The sequence below is a fragment of the Halomonas alkaliantarctica genome (assembly GCF_029854215.1).
In the GTDB taxonomy this organism is placed as follows: Bacteria; Pseudomonadota; Gammaproteobacteria; order Pseudomonadales; family Halomonadaceae; genus Vreelandella; species Vreelandella alkaliantarctica_A.
In genome coordinates this window covers 532,502-551,859 of the sequence record NZ_CP122961.1, presented here as the reverse complement: position 1 = coordinate 551,859, position 19,358 = coordinate 532,502, and the positions used below count along the sequence as shown (strand labels likewise).

The following is a 19,358-nucleotide window of genomic DNA, read 5'->3' as shown; positions in this document are numbered from 1 at the left end:
AGATGAAAGGAACGGCGTTGGACTTAACTAACAACACAGCTGCTTGTTGTTATTAAGACTCAACTCGAGGGTGCTAACACTTGTTTAATCTGGTTGCACAGGAGAGTAGTGAAACCAGTGGGCTATCTGACGACTTGGAATTCTGGCTGACGCTAACGGGATAAACAGTGAGTAACGTCTGGGGCGACCAAGGTGCCGTACTTGAACGACGCATGCAATATGATTTATCTAAACTCTCTATTCAACTCGTCTATCTAAACCATCTTAACAACGAAGTACTTGTGGACACACTAACTAATCAGGTCAGATCAAGCCAGTAGCTCGATGGTAGTCAAGCGCCGCGACAAACGCAAGCCTTTGGCAATTGACAATAGGTAAAGGCCACCGCAACCTTGGCACAGCCAATACGAAGGAATGCTCATGCCCACGGATATTTCGCCCCCCATTGCCACCTCTGCCGCGGAGGCAGACAGCGGTGCACCGCAGCGCTTCGCCGCTATAGACCTGGGCTCTAACAGCTTTCACCTACTGGTGGCTAACTACCAACACGAACGCCTCCAGGTGGTCGCCCGCTTAGGTGAAAAAGTGCAGCTCGCCGCGGGTTTAGATGATGACGGCCAGCTCAGCGAAGAGGCAATGCAGCGTGCCCTGGACTGCCTGGGCCGTTTTGCGCCGTTTTTAAGCGACATTGCCAACGCCAATTTGCGTATTGTCGGCACTAACGCGCTGCGCGATGCCGATAATAGCCAAGCGTTTATCGAGCGCGCCGAGGCCCAACTAGGTCACGCCATCGAAATTATTGCCGGTCGCGAAGAGGCCCGGCTGATTTATTTAGGCGCCGCCCACGCGCTGGCCGAAAATGGCCGCCGCTTAATCGTCGACATTGGCGGCGGTTCAACCGAATTTATCATTGGCGAAGCCTTTGAGCCCAAAGCGCTGGAAAGCCTGCGCATGGGCTGCGTGACCTTTTCTCGGCGCTTCTTCCCCGACGGCGAGTTAAACGAAAAACGTATGCGCCGCGCCGAGCTAGCCGCCCTTTCGGAGCTTGCCAATATTCAGCGTCCTTACCAGCGCCTGGGCTGGGATGACCCCGTTGGTTCAAGCGGTACGATCAAGGCCGCCGCCAGCGTGCTGTATGCTTACGGCGATACGCCCCACGAAGGTGTGATCACCCGTGGAGGGTTGAAGAAACTGCGCGACCGGCTGCTAAAATGCAAGCAGCTGGATAAAGTCGCGCTGGATGGCCTAAAAGCTGACCGCGCTAAAGTCTTCCCAGCGGGCATTGCCATCCTTGGCGCGATCTTTGAAGCCTTTGATTTAACCCAGATGCGCTTTGCCGATGGCGCTCTGCGCGAGGGCGTTCTCTACGACATGGCCGGGCGCAATACCGCGGAAGACTCACGCTCGAAAAGCCTGGAGTCGCTGCAGCGCACGTACGATGTTGACACTCGCCAAGGGCTTAACGTTGCCGACACCGCCGAGCGCTTGTTTAATCAGGTGCGCCATGCCTGGTCGCTAAACCTTGATCAAGGACGCTATTTGCAATGGGCCAGCCATGTGCATGAAATCGGCCTGGCGATCTCCCACAGCCAGTTTCATCGCCACGGTGCCTACTTGCTTGAGCACTCCGACCTTGCTGGCTTTTCACGCCCTGAACAGCGCCTGTTGGCGTTTTTAGTGCGCGCCCATCGTCGTAAATTTCCGCTCAAAGAATGGCAGGCGCTGCCTGAAGCACAGCAAGCCGTGACGCAAAAGCTCTCCCGGCTGTTGCGTTTAGCCGTACTGCTCAACCATTCGCGCCCTGAAACCGCTCCCTCGCTGCCTGAGATAAGCGCTGACAGCGATAGCCTGACCATCACGCTGCCTGCAAACGATGAACCTACCCTGCTGAGCACCGATTTGGAGCAGGAGCAGGCGTTTATGGAAGCCGCCGGTTTTAAGCTGATCATTAAACAGGCGAAGTCAGACGGGTAAAGCGAACGCCCTCTGCCTGCCATAGCAGCTGAGCAGGGGGGCAAATCACCCCAATGCACGCTTCATCCTGCATGATGACCACCAGCCGCTCACGCTCCCAGGGCGGCATATCCGCCTCTTGTAGCAGCCGTTTGAGATCGCGCCGCCCTCGTTTGGGCAAATGAATCACCTCGCCGCCCTGACGCCAGCTCGCCCTCAATAGTTGAGAGTGCGGTTGAGATGGTGCCACTTGCCAGCCTAGCGGCCCAATGGGCGTCTCTAGCGGCGTTTGACCATCCCAGCTAGCTTCCCAAGGCGGTAGCGGTTCAAGGGGCTTAAGCAGATAGAGCCGCTGGCGCCATAGGCGCGCCTGCGCGCCCGGCCACTCAACGCAAACCTCGGCATCGGCTTTGGCTGCCAGTTGATCTAGAAGACTCTCTAAACGCTTCTGCGGCGGCGTTGGCAATTCTTGCTGCTGGCAAAGAGCACGCACCAGCAGCCGCTGGCGGGGGCGGGAGCGCTGACTAAGCGCGCTTGCATCTACCTGCCCTTCTCCGGTGATGAGCTCTGTTAGCTCCGCAGCTAAATACTCACTAAGCACTGCATCTGCTTCACTGGCATGGGCAGCGCTATTCGCCAGCGCCGTTTCTGCCGCCGGCCAGCGCTCGCGCATCGCGGGCAGTAGCCGGTGACGCAGGCGGTTGCGATCAAAGCGAATATCTTGATTGGTGGGGTCTTCGCACCAGCTTATCTCAAGCAGCCCAGCCGCCGCTTCGAGCTCCGCTCGGCGCACAGAGAGCCAGGGGCGCACCAGATAGATACTCTGAGCGTCCCGGCGATAGGGCATACCGGCCAGGCCACGTAGTCCGCTGCCGCGCAGAGCGGCGAGCAGAAAGGTTTCCGCCTGATCGTCCTGATGCTGGGCTAGCCAAAGGGTGTCACCCCCAGGAATAGTCGCGAAGAAGGCCTCGTAGCGGGCGTTTCGGGCGGCGCTTTCGATGCCTTCGCCCTGAGCATCTACCGTCACATTGACCACCGTCAGCGGCACGTTTAAACGCACACACATATCTCGGCAGTGCACTTCGAATGTCTGCGCTGCCGCCTGCAGGCCGTGGTTAACGTGGATTGCCTGCAAGCGGCGGTCTGCGTGCTCGCAGACCTCTGCGGCTAACGCGAGCAGTAGACAAGAGTCTAAACCGCCCGAGAGTGCCACCCAAATAGAGCGCCCCGGCGGGGTTTCCGCCAGGGCGTCGTTGAGTAAGCCTTGCAGCAAATTAAGCGGCTGGGGCGCCATAGCTCATTAAACGCTTATAGCGACGCTCTAGCAGCGCGTCGGTGTCCATCGACTGCAAACGTTCCAGGCTGGCGGTAAGCGCCTCTTTGACCCGTTCAGCGGTGGTGAGCGGATGGCGGTGAGAACCACCAAGCGGCTCCTTAATTAGTGAGTCGACAAAACCCAGCTCTTTAAGTCGCTCGGCGGTAATCCCCATGGCCTGAGCGGCGTCGGAAGCTTTGGTAGCGCTCTTCCATAGAATCGAGGCGCAGCCTTCCGGCGAGATCACCGAGTAGGTGGAGTACTGTAGCATTTGCAGCTCGTCGCATACGCCAATGGCCAGCGCGCCACCGGAGCCGCCTTCACCGACCACGGTAGAGATAATCGGTGTTTTCAGTCGCGACATAACGGCCAGATTATAGGCGATGGCCTCTGACTGGCCGCGCTCTTCCGCATCGATGCCGGGATAAGCCCCAGGCGTATCGATAAAAGTCAGAATCGGCATTTTAAAGCGCTCGGCCATTTCCATCAGGCGGCACGCTTTGCGGTAGCCTTCTGGGCGCGGCATACCGAAGTTGCGGCGCACTTTTTCTTTTACATCGCGGCCTTTTTGATGGCCAATCACCATCACCGGCGCGTCGTTCAAGCGCGCGATGCCACCCACTAGCGCGGCATCATCGGCGAAATTACGATCGCCGTGTAACTCGTCAAAGTCGGTGAAGATGTGCTCGAGGTAGTCCAGCGTATAGGGCCGCTGGGGGTGTCGAGATAGCTGAGAAACCTGCCAGGGAGTCAAATCCTTGAAGATCGATTCCGTCAGCTTACGGCTTTTCTCTTCCAGCCGAGAGATCTCGTCGGAAAGGTTCACTTGGCTGTCGGAGCTGACCAAACGCAGCTCTTCAATTTTTGCCTGGAGTTCGGCAATAGGCTGTTCAAAATCGAGATAATTAGGATTCATCGGCTCTGCCTGGTCAAAATAAGCATGCATATGTGTGTAGAGAGTATAAAGAGCATTATCGCACCCTGACCCTGCTGCGCAAGGTGGATGCTCGCCCGTTTACCCGTTAACGATACTTTTAACGATAACGTAGCTGAACGCCTGCCTGGCCCTGCACATCCCGCAGCGCCAGCAGTAAATCGTCACTCGGGGCGACTTTCCACTCATCGGCGAGTTCCAGCCACGCGACGGCTGCCGGGTGCCGGTACTGTAGGCGTACCGGTAAGCCCTCTTGATCGCGATACGGCGTCAGGCTGTCACGCAGGGTTTCAATTAAGCGACCATTGATCTGCCCTGCGTCCAGCGCCAGCTCCACCGCTTGGCCGTAGCGAATACGCGCCGTCACCATCGGCGTAACGTCTTTACCGCGCAGGCGCAGGCCACCGGAGAATTCATCGCTGGAGACTTCGCCCTCTACGATGAGTACCTGATCGGCCTCAATCTGACCGCGCAACTGCTCGAATAGCTCCCCAAACAGCGAGGCCTCAATACGCCCGGTGCGGTCGTCCAGGGTAATAAACGCCATGGTATCGCCGCGCTTGGACTTCATGGTACGCACGCCAACCACGAGACCAGCTACACGTTGGGGGTCGCGGGAGGGTTTTAAATCGCTGATCCGCGTCGAGACAAAGCGCTTTAATTCGCGCTCGTACTCGTCGATCGGGTGCCCCGTCAGGTAAAGCCCTAAGGTGTCTTTCTCCCCAGAGAGACGCTCGCGATCTGTCCACTCTCGGGCGTTGATATACTCGGCGTAAACGTTGCTATCAGTGTCATCGGCTTCAACGAAGGCGTCGCCGAACATATCCAGCATACCCAGATTTTGATTGGCGTGGCTCTGAGCGGCGGCTTTTAGCGCGTCTTCCATGGCAGCGAACAACACCGCGCGGTTGGGGCCAATGGTATCCAGCGCACCAGAGCGAATCAGCGCCTCCAGGGTGCGCTTATTCATCCGCTTGGGGTCAATACGGCGACAGAAATCGAAGATATCTTTGAAGGGGCCATCTGCCCCACGGGCTTCGACAATGGCGCCAATCGGGCCTTCGCCCACGCCGCGAATCGCGCCCAAGCCATAAACTACACGCGCATCGGTATCGACGGTGAATTTATAGCCACCGACGTTAACGTTGGGGGGAGTCACAGTGAGCTTGAGGTTGCGACACTCCTCAATCAACGGCACTACTTTATCCAGGTTGTCCATTTCTGTGGACATCACCGCAGCCATAAACGGCCCCGGGTAGTGGGCTTTTAGCCATGCGGTTTGGTAGGAAACCAAGGCGTAGGCTGCCGAGTGCGACTTGTTAAAGCCGTAACCGGCGAATTTCTCTACTAGGTCAAAGATGTTACCGGCGAGGTCTTTATCGATACCGTTGGCGGCACACCCCTCCATGAAGCCGTCGCGCTGCTTGGCCATCTCTTCAGGCTTTTTCTTACCCATGGCCCGGCGCAACATATCGGCTTGGCCGAGGCTGTAGCCTGCCATGACCTGAGCGATCTGCATGACCTGCTCTTGGTAGAGGATGATGCCGTAGGTAGGCGCCAACACGGGTTTCAACAGTTCGTGCTGGTAATCCGGGTGTGGATAAGAAACTTCGGCTCGGCCGTGCTTACGGTTGATAAAGTCATCAACCATCCCTGACTGCAGCGGGCCAGGGCGGAACAATGCCACCAGGGCGATCATATCGTCCAGTGAGTCGGGCAGCAGGCGCTTGATCAGTTCCTTCATGCCGCGAGATTCAAGCTGGAATACCGCCGTGGTTTCAGCGCGCTTGAGCATCTCAAAGGTTGGCGCGTCGTCCAACGGGATGCTCTCGATTTTGAGCGGCCCCTGGCCATTAACGCTACGCACCTTATCGACCATCTCCAGGGCCCAGTCGATAATCGTCAGCGTCCTCAAACCCAGAAAGTCGAACTTGACCAGCCCCGCCTCTTCGATATCGTTTTTATCGAATTGCACCACCAGCCCTGAACCGTCTTCGTCGCACAACAGAGGCGAGAAGTCAGTCAGTTTGGTCGGCGCGATGACCACGCCCCCGGCGTGCTTACCGGTACCCCGGGTGGTGCCCTCAAGCTTGAGGGCCATCTCCCAGATCTCCTCGGCTTCTTCATCGTTGCCGATAAACTCTTTGAGCGCGGGCTCCTGCTCAATGGCTTTGGCCAGGGTCATGCCCACTTCAAAGGGGATCAGCTTGGAAAGCTTGTCGCCCAGCGAGTAGGGGCGACCCTGAGCGCGTGCAACATCACGCACTACGGCCTTGGCGGCCATGGTGCCAAAGGTCACAATCTGGGATACCGCATTGCGCCCGTAGCGCTCGGCCACGTACTCGATCACCTTGTCGCGTTTTTCCATGCAGAAGTCGACGTCAAAGTCGGGCATGGAGACACGCTCGGGGTTAAGAAAGCGCTCGAACAGCAGGTCGTAGCCGATCGGATCCAGATCGGTAATCTTTTGCGCGTAGGCCACCAGCGAACCAGCACCGGAACCACGCCCCGGGCCTACCGGCACGCTGTTGTCTTTGGCCCACTGGATAAAGTCCATAACGATCAGGAAGTAGCCAGGGAAGCCCATCTGGATAATAACGTTGAGTTCAAACTCCAACCGGTCGCGGTAGCGTTGGTCGATCGCCCGGTACTCTTCGCTGTCGCGGGGATAGCGTTCAGCGGGGAAAAGGAAATCCAACCGCTCGGTTAGGCCGTCATGGGACACCTTGCGGAAGAATTCATCCTGGGTCATGCCTTCAGGAATGCCGAATTCGGGCAGGAAAATCTCGCCTAGGCGCACGTCCACGCTGCAGCGTTCGGCGATCATCACGCTGTTTTCCAGCGCTTCGGGAATATCTGAGAACAGCGCCGCCATCTCGTCGGGGCTTTTTAAGTACTGCTCTTCGGTATAGCGGCGTTCGCGGCGCGGGTCGTCCAGCGCCTTACCTTCGCCGATGGCGACACGAGTCTCATGAGCCCAATAATCGTCGCGCTCAAGAAAGCGCACGTCGTTTGTCGCCACCACTGGGGTGCCTGTTTCAATGGCCAGCTTGACGCTGGCGTGAACGCAGGCCTCTTCCAGCGGGCGGCCGGTGCGAACCAGCTCTAGATAAAAGCGCTCAGGAAATGCCGCCTGCCACTCTTCGAGCAGTACCCGCGCATCCTGTTCGTGATCAGACAGCAGGTGGCGGCCAATCTCACCCTCACGCGCACCAGAGAGCGCAATCAAACCTTCGCTCTGCTCAAGCACCCACTGTTTATCGAGAATAGCGCGCCCCTGACGTTGACCATGCGTCCAACCTTTCGAGATCAACTCGGTCAGGTTGCGATAGCCAACGTCGTTCATCGCCAGCAGCGTTAGCCGGTAAGGGTGGGACTCATCATGGGGATTCTGCAGCCATAAGTCGCTGCCAATAATCGGCTTCAACCCCGCCCCCTGGGCGGCTTTATAAAATTTCACCAAGCCGAACAGATTGGTTTCATCGGTCAAGGCCAGCGCTGGCATCGCCCGTTCAGCCGTGGTGCTGACCAGCGACTTGAGCTTCACCAAGCCATCGACCAGAGAATATTCACTGTGCAAACGTAAATGAACGAACGGAACCGTCATGGGACTCTCAGCAAAACGCTAGATGAAGAAAAAATTCGTTAAAGCAGCGCCAACTGACGCTGCACTGGCGCGAAGCTACGACGATGTTCGGTAAGTGGCCCGTGAGCTGCAAGCGCCGTCAGATGCTCTTTGGTCGGGTAGCCTTTATGGCGCGCAAAACCATACTCAGGATAGCACTCATCCAAGGCGACCATCTGGGCGTCGCGAGCGACCTTGGCCAAAATCGACGCTGCGGCGATGGCACAGTGGCGTGAATCGCCCTTTACCACGGCCTGGCCGGGCAGCAGATGCCCAGGTAATTTATTGCCATCAACCAGTAGATATTCCGCCGCCGGTGCTAGTGCATCAATAGCTCGACGCATGGCCAAGTGAGTGGCGTGGTAAATATTCAACGCATCCACCTCGGCAGCGCTGGCTTCTGCCACGGCAAAGGCTAACGCCCTCTCGCGTATCTGACTATCCAGCGCTTCACGTTTGCGCGCCGTTAACTTTTTAGAATCGGTAAGACCGTCAATCGGCTTAGTGGGATCAAGAATCACCGCAGCGGCTACCACACTGCCGATCAGCGGCCCGCGGCCTACTTCATCGACTCCTGCCAGCCGCTCACCACGGTAGGCAATGTCTAATGGTGGAAAATCGTTATGCTCTATCAACCAGTGCTCAATCGCCATCAACAGCCTCCAGCGGCAGTCGCGCAGCCAATAGACTAATGGCCTCGGCAGCGCGACGGCTGGCGTTGCGCTGGAGCGTAGCATGCATCTCGGCAAAGCGCGCTTCCAAGGCATGGCGGCTATCGTCATCCGCCAGCATGGCACTGAGTTGATCGGCAATCGCCGTCGGGGAGGCGGCGTCTTGAATGAGTTCAGGCACCAGCGTCTCTTGAGCAATCAGGTTGGGCAGTGAGACCCATTGGGTTTTTACCAACCGCTTAGCCAGCCAGTGGGTGACCGGTGCCATCTTATAGGCCACTAGCATGGTGCGGTGACATAGCATGGCTTCCAGCGCGGCGGTGCCCGAGGCCAGCAATACAACATCGCTAGCCACCATCGCTTCGCGGGCCTGACCATCCAGCAGCGTAGTACGCTCGGCAAGCAGCGGGTAACTGGCCATCACTGCGCTGATTTCCCGGCGCCGATCAGATGTGGCCGCTGGAATCACTACGCTTAGCGCGGGGTGACGCTGGCAGAGCTGTTCGGCGGCGGCAAGAAAAGTGTCGCCCAAAAACCGAATTTCATTGGCTCGGGAGCCTGGCAGCAGCGCCAACACTTGGTTATCAGGCGCCAGCTCCAGAGCCAGGCGGGAGGCAGCGCGGTCATTTTCCAGTGGCATTTCATCTGCCAGCGGGTGTCCCACAAAGGCGACGGGGACACGGTGTTCACGATAAAAGGCGGCTTCAAAAGGGAGTAGTGTCAGCATGCCATCTACCGACTTAGCGATGCCTTTTACCCGCCCCTGGCGCCACGCCCATACGGAAGGGCTGACGTAATGGGCGGTGGTCATGCCCGCTTCGCGCAGCTGGCGCTCCAGGCCTAAATTGAAATCAGGCGCATCGATGCCAAGCATAATATCCGGCTGCCAGGCCAACGCTTCGGCTTTTAGGGTGCGCCGTACACGGATTAGTTCGGGGAGGTGCTTAAGCACCTCAACCAGCCCCATCACCGCGAGGGTCTCTAAAGGAAAGCGGCTCTCCATGCCTTCCGCCTGCATGCGCGGCCCGCCAATACCACGAAACTCAACATCGGGATGACGTGCTTTCAGTTCACGCATCAGCCCAGCGCCAAGAATATCGCCGGAAAGTTCTCCGGCCACGAGGTAGACGCGTTGCAGGGTCATAAAATGATTAGCATCGGTTAACGGGTAATGCCGCGAGTCGAACGCTCAATGGAGGCAGCAAAATGCTCGACTTCGGGTAGCTCAAAGCGGCTACGCATTTCGGTAAGCGCCTGCTCAGTGGTCAGCCCTTGGCGATAGACCATTTTATAAGCGGCGGTTAAGGCATTAATCGCTTCGCGGCTAAAGCCACGGCGCTTTAAGCCCACCAGGTTAAGGCCACGTGCTTCGGCAGGGTTGCCATTAATCATGATGTAGGCGGGCGTGTCTTTGGTAATAATCGAGCCGCCACCGGCCATGGCGTGATCGCCAAAATGGCAGAACTGGTGCACTGCCGCCAAACCACCCAGAATGACATGATTGCCAACGGTGACATGCCCCGCCAGGGTTACCTGATTGGCCAAAATGCAGTCATTACCGATCACGCAGTCATGGCCGACATGGACGTAGGCCATCAACAGGTTGCGCGAACCAATGGTGGTTTCACTGCGATCCTGCACGGTGCCACGGTGAATCGTGGCGCCTTCGCGGATCACGTTATCGTCACCCATGACTAACCGCGTGGGCTCGCCAGCGTATTTTTTGTCCTGACAGTCTTCACCTACCGAGGCAAACTGAAAGATACGCGTGCGCTCACCCAGCGTAGTAGGGCCTTTAACCACCACATGGGGGCCAATCACCGAGCCCGCGCCTATTGCGACGTCGGGGCCGATGATACTAAAAGGGCCTACCTCAACGTCGTCGGCAAGGCGCGCCGTCGGGTCGACCAGTGCAGTAGGATGTATCAAGCCACCTTCCTCTCGGCACAAATAATTTCCGCTTCGCAGGCCAGCTCACCGTCAACCTTGGCACGGCATGCAAATTTCCAAATACCGCGTTTACCTTTAATCACATCGGCCTCTAAGGTGAGCTGGTCACCCGGCAATACCGGGCGCTTAAAGCGCACTTTGTCACTGCCGACCAAATAGTAGACATAGCCATCGGCAGGTAGTTTATTAACCGTTTTAAAGCCGAGAATGCCGCATACTTGGGCCAGTGCTTCGATCACCAGCACGCCCGGCATAATCGGGTGATGGGGGAAATGGCCGTTGAAAAACGGCTCATTAATGCTGACATTCTTATACGCAACGATGGATTCACCGATGGCTAGTTGCGTTACTCGATCCACCAACAAAAAAGGGTAGCGGTGGGGCAAGTACTCGCGAATTTCATTGATATCCATAACCATCGTAGCGACCTCTAAAATAACAAAAAACCTGATGTACTCCTGAAGAGAGTCAGGCGAATACCAGCACGTCCGCTGATTAAAAGACAGAGATTATACCCCGCTGCCATCTAGCCACAAAACCGCAGCAGGTAAAATTCAATCAGCTACTACTAATCACGCTGCTTTTTTTCCAATCTCGCCAGACGCTTAGCAATGTCATCAAGCTGTTTAAAACGCACTGCGTTTTTACGCCACTGGGCATTAGCCATGGCGCCGGTACCGGAGGAGTAGACTCCTGGCTCATGAATTGAGTTAGTCACTAAACTCATTCCCGTCACCTGGACGCCATCGCAGATGGTTAGATGGCCGGATAAACCAACGCCGCCACCCAGCATGCAATGCTTACCCACCTTGGTAGACCCAGCAATACCCACACAGCCCGCTAAGGCGCTGTGGTCGCCAATAATGACGTTATGGGCAATTTGTACCTGACTATCAATTTTGACGTCATCGCCAATCACCGTATCACCCAGCGCGCCTCGATCAATGCTGGAGCAACTGCCCACCTCAACGTCGTCGCCCAGCACAACGCCCCCCAACTGGGCAATTTTATGCCAGCCAGCACCGTCGTGGGCGAAGCCAAAACCGTCACCGCCGATAACACAGCCGCTCTGCAGAATGACTCGCTTACCTACCACCACACCATGGCACACGGTGACATTGGCATGCAGCCGCGTTGCTTCACCGATAATGCTGTCGGCCCCCACCATGCTGCCCGCCCCTATCACTACGCGGTCACCCAGCACCACGCCAGACTCAATCACCGCGTGAGCTTGAATGCAAACATCGGCGCCTAGCTTCACGCCTTCCGCCACTACCGCCGTAGGGTGAATACCGACGACGTCGCGGGCGGGCAGCGGGTCAAACAACTGCGATAGCTTGGCGTAGCCCAGGTAAGGGTTGTCGATTTCCAGACGAGGTACCGGGCAGTGCTTGCCATGTTCAGGGTGCAGCAATACTGCTGCCGCCTTAGTCGTCGCCAAATCTTTCAGATAGGCACGATTGGCCAGGAAAGCGACTTGATCCGGCTGCGCTTCTTTTAACGTTGCCAAACCACGTATCGGCTGCTGGGCATTGCCGCTAACGGTAATGCCCAATTGGCGCGCAATGTCTGCGAGAGTAAGCTGATGAGAAGCGTGCGTCATAGGAGCCCAGGGAAGCTTTGGTGTGGCTTGGCCACACCAATCATCGTTTAAATTTAGTTCAAGGAATCAAAAATCTGTGTGACTTCATCGGTCACATTGGGCAGATCAACCCCGGAGTGCAGTACGCCCTGAGGCTCGACCAGCACATCAATACCGTGGCGTTCCAGCACTTCCTCAACAGCTTGCTCAAGTTTCGGCTCGGCGCCTTCTAAAAATTGCTGTTCGGAACGCTGCTGTGCCTGCAACACTTCCTGGCGAAGCTGCTCAAAACGGCTGCCTTTCTGCTGAAGCTCGCTAATCAGCGACTCCCGCTGGGACTGAGCCATCGTTTCGCCTTCATTCTGCAAACGCTGCTGAAGCTGCTGCAACTCATTGCCAAGGCTCTGCGCTTCACGCTGCTGATTGCCAACTTCACCTTCCAGGCTGCTCATTGACGCCTGTGCAGACTGGGTATTCATCAGTGCTGCTCGCCAGTCCAACACCGCTACTTCTGCGGCGTGAGCAGGCAAAATCATCGCGCCCAACAGGCATAGCATCGCTGTTAGTCTACGCATATTGTTACCTCCTTAAATTACGCTAGCGCGCGCCACCATGGCACGCGGTCTAGCAAAACTAGAACGATTGGCCGAGTGAGAACTGGAAGAACTGGGTATCGTCCCCGCTCTCATCGTTCAAGGGTTCGGCAACGCTAAAGGTCAGCGGGCCTACCGGCGTCAGCCAAGAAAGGCCGATACCGGCGCTGTAGCGCAAATCGCCCAGATCAACGCCGGAGTTGCACTGCTGGCGCCCTGCATCTTCCTCGAGCACATCGTAGCAAGAGCTCAGGAATGTATTACCCCCATCCAGGAACAGTGATGTTTGCAGGGAACGTTGATCTTCAACAAAGGGTAGTGGGAAGATAATCTCGGCACTGCCTTCAATAGAAACGTTACCGCCTAGGGTGCGGTCACGGTCGCCTTCATTTGCTGGCGTAGTGCGCTGGCCCAGCGTATTGGAGGTATAACCGCGCACCGAGCCAAGACCGCCAGCGTAGAAGTTTTCATAGAAGGGGAAGGGATCGTTGCCACCCAGGGTATCTGCATAGCCGACGTTGCCGGTAAATTTGAACGCCCACGACTCATCGTCGTTAATCGGGAAAAGCTGTTGAGCCCGCGCACGCAGTTTGTAGTACTCAGCATCGCTGCCGGGCACGCCGGTTTCCAGCGACAGGCGCTGGTAGTTGCCATCGGTCGGCATAATACCGCGGTTGAGGTTGTTGCGTGTCCAGCTAGCGGTCAGCTTCAGGCTTTGCGCATCTTCGCCCTCATCTTCCACATAGCGAAGAATTTCCGAGGCCGTATCGTTGTAGGTCTTGACCGACAACTCTTCAATACTTGCACCGAAGTTAAGCCTTGATAGCTCGCTGATGGGGTAACCGAAGTTTATACCGCCACCGTAGGCATCTGTTGAGTACGTCGAGATATCCGAATCGGCATAGTCTGTTTCACGGTAGAACAGATTATAGCCGCGAGAAATGCCATCCAGTGTCCAGTAGGGGTCGGTGAAACCAAAGTTCACGCTGGTAAAAGTGTCGCTGCGCTGTGCGCCCACGTTGACCCGGTTACCCGTGCCCAGGAAGTTGTTTTGCGACAGGCCGACGCCGTAAATAACCCCGGCGCTCTGGGAAAAACCGACACTTGCGGAAACCGAGCCAGAGGGCTGTTCTTCGACGGTATAGGTAACGTCGAGTAAGTCTGGTTCACCGGGAACAGGCTGGGTGTCAACTTCGACTTGGCTAAAGAAGCCCAAGCGCTCAAGGCGCTGGCGGGACTGTGTAATGGCTTCGGTGGAAGCGGGTGCGCCCTCTAGCTGGGTCATTTCACGCCGCAGCACTTCATCCTGGGTAGTGGTATTACCGAAGAACTCGATACGGCGTACATAGGCGCGCTCACCGGGTTCAACAGCGATAACAAGATCGACCGTTTCACCATCGTCTGACACTTCAGGGATGCCCTGAATATCAGCAAAAGCGAAGCCCTCGGCACCAAGACGTTGGCGTAAGGCTTCAGTCGACGTATTGACATCGTCGCGCGAGAAAATCTCACCCTCTTCGACGGTCAACAGTTGGCGGGCTTCATTTTCACTGATCTGTAGATCACCCACGAAACGAATGTTGCCAACCCGATACTGGGCACCTTCATCGACGTTGAGAGTAATAAAGATTTCGGACTTTTCCGGGCCAATCGACACCTGAGTCGATGTCACATCAAAGTTGACGTAGCCACGGTCCAAATAAAATGAACGCAGTCGCTCAATATCACCGGATAGTGCTTCACGGGAATACTCGTCGCTAGAGAACCAGCCGAAGAAGCGTCCTGGTCGGTCATTTAACTCAAACACGCCGCGCAGCGTTTCATCGTCAAAGGCTTCGTTACCAACGATATTAATTTGACGAATCTTAGCAACTTCGCCTTCGTTGATATTGATATTGACCTGAACCCGGCCCTCATCAACCTCTTCAACTTCGGTATCGATGCTGGCGCTGTAGCGACCTTGAGACTGGTAGACGCCTTCCAGTTCACGCTGAATCTCTTCAAGCGTGGAGAGCTCCAGTACCTGACCTTCCGAGAGCCCCGATTGACGCAACCCATCGCGCAGGTCTTCTTCAGATATTTGATCGTTGCCGCTAATATCTAGCCGCGCAATGGTCGGGCGCTCGACGACCTGAATCACCAGTACATCGCCTTCGCGTGCCAGGGAGACATCGTCAAATAGCCCGGTAGCGAACAAGTCACGGGCAGCAGCAGCTAATTGTGCTTCGCTGACGCGCTCATTGGCACTCACCGGAAATGCATTGAAGACCGAGGCGGCGGATACCCGCTGCAGTCCTTCCACTCGAATGTCTGAAACATCAAAGGATTGTGCTTGGGCGCCGCTGGCGCCTGCCAGCAAGAGTACCGCCATTCCAAGGGTCTTGATTTTCATGCAGTCAATTCGCTCGCGTTGGTCTGCCGTTCATTCCAGAAAAGCACCATATACATTTGTGCAGGCAGGTGACAAGGCATCCTGCGCGCTACACGCGTCATTACCACAGGCGCATCAGATCAAAATAGAGTGCCATCAACATCAGGGTGCCGACCATGGCAAGCCCAATGCGTAATCCTACAGCTTGAGTTTTTTCAGATACTGGCCGTCCACGCACGACCTCCATAAAATAATAAAGCAAGTGGCCGCCATCGAGCACGGGGATAGGCAGTAAGTTAAGCACCCCAAGACTGATAGAAAGATACGCTAGAAAGCCAATAAACGCCTCCATTCCAGCACGGGCTGAATCACCCGAGATCTGCGCAATGGTGATCGGCCCCGACAGATTGGAGGGCGAAATAAGCCCTACCAGCATTTTTCGAATGGCGTCGATGGTGAGCAGCGTCATCTCGCCGGTGCGTGAAAGCGCCTGACCTACCGCTTCAATAGGCCCATAACGAATTTCACGCTGAAACGCTTCTGGCCACTCGACCTGTTGCGCGCCTGCGCCGATATAACCAATTTCAACACCCGTTTCCAAACGGTTACGTCCTGGGGTTAAGTCGACGTTCGACTGCTCACCGTCACGCTCGTAGGTAAGCTGCAGCGTTTCACCAGGACTACCTCGCACCCTATTAACGAAGTGCATCCAATCATCCACTGGTTCGCCATTAATCGCTACTATCCTATCGCCCGCCTCGAGTCCTGCTTGCTCGGCGGCCTCACCGCTGATCACTTGACCTAAGACCGCGGGAAATTCCGGCTGCCAAGGGGTAATGCCCAACGATTGCAGCGGCTGTGGCGGATCTTGGCGAACCAAATAATCGTTCACCGATAAGCCAAAACGCTGTGGGTCGCTGGCGCCTTCGGGGCGGGCGTCGATATCCAGCTCACCGCTAAAACCAATGATCGACACCAGCTTAAGGTTAACATCTTCCCAGGAGCGCATCTCATCGCCCTGGATAGCGACAATTTCATCGCCATTGGCAAGACCGGCTTCGGCGGCGGGCGAGTCAGGCGCAACGCTGCCTACCATCGGCGATACCACCGTGGTGCCCGCCACAAACAACGCCCAGTAAGCGACGATCGCCAGTAAAAAGTTGGCAATAGGCCCCGCTGCCACAATCGCAATGCGCTGCCACACGGTTTTGCGGTTAAACGCTTGGTCAAGCTGCTCTTCCGGAACCGGCGCCTCACGCTCATCAAGCATTTTGACATAGCCACCCAGCGGAATGGCGGCTATCGCGAACTCGGTGCCGTGGCGATCAACCCGTGACCATAGCGGCTTACCAAAGCCTACCGAAAAACGCAGAACTTTGACTCCGCAGCGCCTGGCCACCCAAAAATGGCCAAACTCGTGGAAGGTCACTAACAGGCCTAAAACCACAATGACCGCTAAAATATTCTGTATAAGGCCCACACTGAACTCCTTAATGCCCCGCTCTAACGACCAGCTCAGCGAATGCTTAAGCGGACCACCTTGTTACTAGTTCCAGCGCCTGCTGTCGCGCCCATTGATCCGTTGCTAATACGCTATCAAGGCTATCAACCCGGCCTTGACAGGGGCGCGACAAAACGTCGGCTACCAACTGCCCAATGGCTGTAAAGCCAAGCCGACGCTGTAGGAATGCCTCAACCGCAACCTCATTGGCAGCGTTGAGCACTACGGGTGCCATGCCGCCCTGCCGCATCGCTTCACGGGCAAGCCCTAAACAGGGAAAACGTGTTTCATCGGGGGCTTCGAAATCAAGCCGCGCCACCTGAAAAAGATCCAGTGTTTCGACCCCCGCGTCAATTCTCTCTGGCCACGCTAGCCCGTAGGCGATGGGGATGCGCATATCAGGATTACCTAACTGAGCAATCACTGAGCCATCCTGATAGGCCGCCATGGAGTGAATCACGCTTTGCGGGTGAACCACCACCTGGATCTGTTCGGGGGTAGCATCAAACAGCCAGCAAGCTTCAATAAGCTCCAGCCCTTTATTCATCAGCGTGGCGCTATCCACCGATATTTTACGCCCCATCGACCAGTTCGGATGAGCGCAGGCCTGCTCGGGAGTGACATTGTTGATATCGGCCTGGCTCCAGGTACGAAACGGGCCACCTGAGGCCGTTAGCAGCAGTTGACGTACGCCGTGCTTGGCAAGCCCGCCACGATGCTCCGCAGGTAGACACTGGTAAATGGCATTATGTTCGGAATCTATCGGCAGTAATGTTGCGCCGGAGCGGGAAACAGCCTCCATAAATAGCGCGCCGCTCATCACCAGTGCCTCTTTATTGGCCAATAGCACACGCTTGCCTGCTTCCGCTGCGGCTAGTGCAGGCAGCAAGCCCGCCGACCCAACAATGGCTGCCATTACGCAGTCGACGCTGGCCTCTCGAGACACCTCGCATAACGCCTCGGGGCCTGCGTTCACCTCGGTTAGCTGGCCTGCCCCTTTGAGCTTTTGGCGCAGCCAAGCGGCATCGGCTTCATCATCTAGCACGGCAACCGCGGGGCGGTGCGCTAAACACTGCGCTAGCAGAGCCTCTTTTGAGGTGTGCGCGGTCAGGGCATGTACGCAATAGCGGTCGGGATGGCGACTAATCACATCCAGCGTGCTAGTGCCCACAGAGCCTGTCGAGCCAAGTACGGTCACACGTTGCTTATTAGCGAGTTGGCTCATAGCGGTGGCACCTGAGCAAACACCTCAATCAGTACTTCCACATAGAACAGCGCAAACAGCGGAATTGCCGCGGTGAGACTATCAATGCGATCCAGAACCCCGCCGTGGCCGGGGAGCAACTGGCTCGAATCTTTGATATTACGGTGGCGCTTGAGCATGCTTTCCAGCAGATCCCCTAGCACCGAGGCCAGGGTGACCACGGCGGTGATGAGTATCAGAGCAATGCCACCCACTAGACCGAGCGGCAACCACAGCGCAAAGAGGATGGCCAGAATAGCGGTCGCCGCTAATCCGCCGTAAACGCCCTCCCATGATTTGCCAGGGCTCACATGGGGAGCCAATTTGCGCTTACCCCAATTCCGCCCCACAAAGTAGGCGCCGATATCCGCGCACCAAACCAGCAGGAGCACAAACAGCAGCCAAACCATACCGATGTCACGCAGAACGTTAAAGCCCACCCAGCAGGGCAATAGCACCCATAAGCCCATCGCCAGGCGACGTGCGGTGGCCTGCCACTGTTCACCCGCCGCAGGGTAGCGGGTTACCCAGTAGAGATTCACCAGCCAGCCAGCGGCGGAGAGCCAAAGCGGCCATATCGATGTGGCAGCCCCGATAAGCCACATGACCACCATCAACACCGCCATCACGGCCACTAGCTGGGCACGCTGCGCCGAGCGGGTAACACCCGCCAGATTGGCCCACTCCCAGGTGGCGAGTAGCACTATCAGTGCCGTAAAAAGCGCAAAAGCGCCGCCGTCTAAACCAAACAGACCAGCCAGCACCAGAGGTGCTAGCCAAGCTGCGGTGATAATCCGCTGTTTAAGCACCCTGCGCCTCTATTTGTTCGTCCGTCATACCAAAGCGACGACGACGCTGACAGAAGTCGTTTAATGCCGCATCAAACGCATCTGCACCGAAATCGGGCCATAGCAGTGGGGAAAAGTGCAGCTCGGCATAAGCCAACTGCCAAAGCATAAAGTTGGATAGCCGCTGCTCACCACTGGTGCGTATACACAGATCTACCGGTGGTACATTATCAACTCCCATCGCTTGATCAAAGCAGACTTCGTCAATATCTGCAGGTGCTAATTCGCCAGCCGCCACTTGCTCGGCTAGAGTGCGCGCCGCGCGTGCGATATCCCACTGACCGCCATAGTTGGCGGCAATCACCAGATGCATGCCCGTGTTGTCGGCCGTTAGCGCTTCAGCACGCTGAATATGCTTTTGAATGGCGTGGGAAAAGCCGCGCTGCTCGCCAATAATCGAGAGGCGGACATTACGCTCATTGAGCTTTTTGACTTCACGCTTCAGCGCCATCAAAAACAGCTCCATTAACGCATTGACCTCTGCGGCTGGGCGTTTCCAGTTTTCACTGGAGAAGGCAAACAGGCTAAGCGTTTGCACTTCGCGCTCGGCGGCCCGCTGAATCACCGCACGAACGGTTTCCACCCCAGCCCGGTGCCCGCGCACCCCCGAGAGCCCGCGCGCGCGCGCCCAGCGGTTATTGCCATCCATAATGATGGCAACGTGGGACGGCGGGGCCTCCCCGGCCAAAGAAGAAGCACAGGCGTCATCCGGCTGTTTATCAGGAAGCTGCGGAGACGTCATGGATTCTCGCACCAAAGTTCAGTCATAAAA

General features: G+C 56.6%; 15 protein-coding genes. 1 reads left to right on the top strand and 14 read right to left on the bottom strand.

The window, feature by feature from the left end; all coding sequences use genetic code 11:
* The first annotated feature begins 420 nt into the window (after nucleotides 1–420).
* The gene (gene ppx, locus QEN58_RS02510) at nucleotides 421–1,974 is read left to right on the top strand and encodes an exopolyphosphatase (protein ID WP_280105600.1); all 1,554 of its coding nucleotides are present in this window, start codon (nucleotides 421–423) and stop codon (nucleotides 1,972–1,974) included.
* On the opposite strand, the gene tilS is transcribed toward ppx, so the two are convergent.
* The 14 genes from tilS to uppS all read right to left on the bottom strand — a co-directional run bounded on the left by tilS (nucleotide 1,949) and on the right by uppS (nucleotide 19,328).
* Complete coding sequence (gene tilS, locus QEN58_RS02505) at nucleotides 1,949–3,247, bottom strand: tRNA lysidine(34) synthetase TilS (protein WP_280105599.1); 1,299 nt, start codon at nucleotides 3,245–3,247, stop codon at nucleotides 1,949–1,951. The two genes, ppx and tilS, sit on opposite strands and share 26 nt — an antisense overlap.
* Nucleotides 3,228–4,184: an acetyl-CoA carboxylase carboxyl transferase subunit alpha gene (accA, locus tag QEN58_RS02500; RefSeq protein ID WP_280105598.1), complete on the bottom strand. Its 957-nt coding sequence runs from the start codon at nucleotides 4,182–4,184 to the stop codon at nucleotides 3,228–3,230. Before accA ends, tilS begins: the two co-directional genes overlap by 20 nt.
* A 118-nt stretch (nucleotides 4,185–4,302) precedes the next feature.
* Nucleotides 4,303–7,809: a DNA polymerase III subunit alpha gene (gene dnaE / locus QEN58_RS02495; RefSeq protein ID WP_280105597.1), complete on the bottom strand. Its 3,507-nt coding sequence runs from the start codon at nucleotides 7,807–7,809 to the stop codon at nucleotides 4,303–4,305.
* Between the two features lie 38 nt (nucleotides 7,810–7,847).
* Nucleotides 7,848–8,480, bottom strand: coding sequence for a ribonuclease HII (gene rnhB, locus QEN58_RS02490; protein ID WP_280105596.1), 633 nt, complete (start codon nucleotides 8,478–8,480; stop codon nucleotides 7,848–7,850).
* Nucleotides 8,470–9,642 carry a lipid-A-disaccharide synthase gene (lpxB, locus tag QEN58_RS02485; RefSeq protein WP_280105595.1) on the bottom strand — a complete coding sequence of 391 codons (1,173 nt, stop codon included), beginning with the start codon at nucleotides 9,640–9,642 and terminating at the stop codon, nucleotides 8,470–8,472. The genes rnhB and lpxB overlap by 11 nt, the downstream gene beginning before the upstream one ends.
* Nucleotides 9,643–9,659: 17 nt before the next feature.
* Nucleotides 9,660–10,427, bottom strand: a complete 768-nt coding sequence (gene lpxA, locus QEN58_RS02480; protein WP_280105594.1) for an acyl-ACP--UDP-N-acetylglucosamine O-acyltransferase — start codon at nucleotides 10,425–10,427, stop codon at nucleotides 9,660–9,662.
* Nucleotides 10,424–10,867 (bottom strand): 3-hydroxyacyl-ACP dehydratase FabZ, encoded by a 444-nt coding sequence (fabZ, locus tag QEN58_RS02475; protein WP_280105593.1) that lies wholly within the window; start codon nucleotides 10,865–10,867, stop codon nucleotides 10,424–10,426. Before fabZ ends, lpxA begins: the two co-directional genes overlap by 4 nt.
* Before the next feature lie 149 nt (nucleotides 10,868–11,016).
* On the bottom strand, nucleotides 11,017–12,051 hold the full coding sequence (gene lpxD / locus QEN58_RS02470; RefSeq protein WP_280105592.1) for a UDP-3-O-(3-hydroxymyristoyl)glucosamine N-acyltransferase: 1,035 nt from the start codon (nucleotides 12,049–12,051) through the stop codon (nucleotides 11,017–11,019).
* Nucleotides 12,052–12,104: 53 nt separating this feature from the next.
* Complete coding sequence (locus QEN58_RS02465; RefSeq protein ID WP_280105591.1) at nucleotides 12,105–12,605, bottom strand: OmpH/Skp family outer membrane protein; 501 nt, start codon at nucleotides 12,603–12,605, stop codon at nucleotides 12,105–12,107.
* Between the two features lie 58 nt (nucleotides 12,606–12,663).
* Nucleotides 12,664–15,015, bottom strand: coding sequence for an outer membrane protein assembly factor BamA (gene bamA / locus QEN58_RS02460; protein WP_425270300.1), 2,352 nt, complete (start codon nucleotides 15,013–15,015; stop codon nucleotides 12,664–12,666).
* A 100-nt stretch (nucleotides 15,016–15,115) separates the two neighbouring features.
* Nucleotides 15,116–16,474 carry an RIP metalloprotease RseP gene (gene rseP, locus QEN58_RS02455; protein ID WP_280105590.1) on the bottom strand — a complete coding sequence of 453 codons (1,359 nt, stop codon included), beginning with the start codon at nucleotides 16,472–16,474 and terminating at the stop codon, nucleotides 15,116–15,118.
* A gap of 46 nt (nucleotides 16,475–16,520) precedes the next feature.
* Entirely contained in the window at nucleotides 16,521–17,720 is a 1,200-nt protein-coding gene (gene ispC / locus QEN58_RS02450; protein ID WP_280105589.1) for a 1-deoxy-D-xylulose-5-phosphate reductoisomerase, read from the bottom strand.
* Entirely contained in the window at nucleotides 17,717–18,547 is an 831-nt protein-coding gene (locus QEN58_RS02445; protein ID WP_280105588.1) for a phosphatidate cytidylyltransferase, read from the bottom strand. Before QEN58_RS02445 ends, ispC begins: the two co-directional genes overlap by 4 nt.
* On the bottom strand, nucleotides 18,540–19,328 hold the full coding sequence (gene uppS / locus QEN58_RS02440; protein ID WP_280105587.1) for a polyprenyl diphosphate synthase: 789 nt from the start codon (nucleotides 19,326–19,328) through the stop codon (nucleotides 18,540–18,542). Before uppS ends, QEN58_RS02445 begins: the two co-directional genes overlap by 8 nt.
* Between the last annotated feature and the right edge of the window lie 30 nt (nucleotides 19,329–19,358).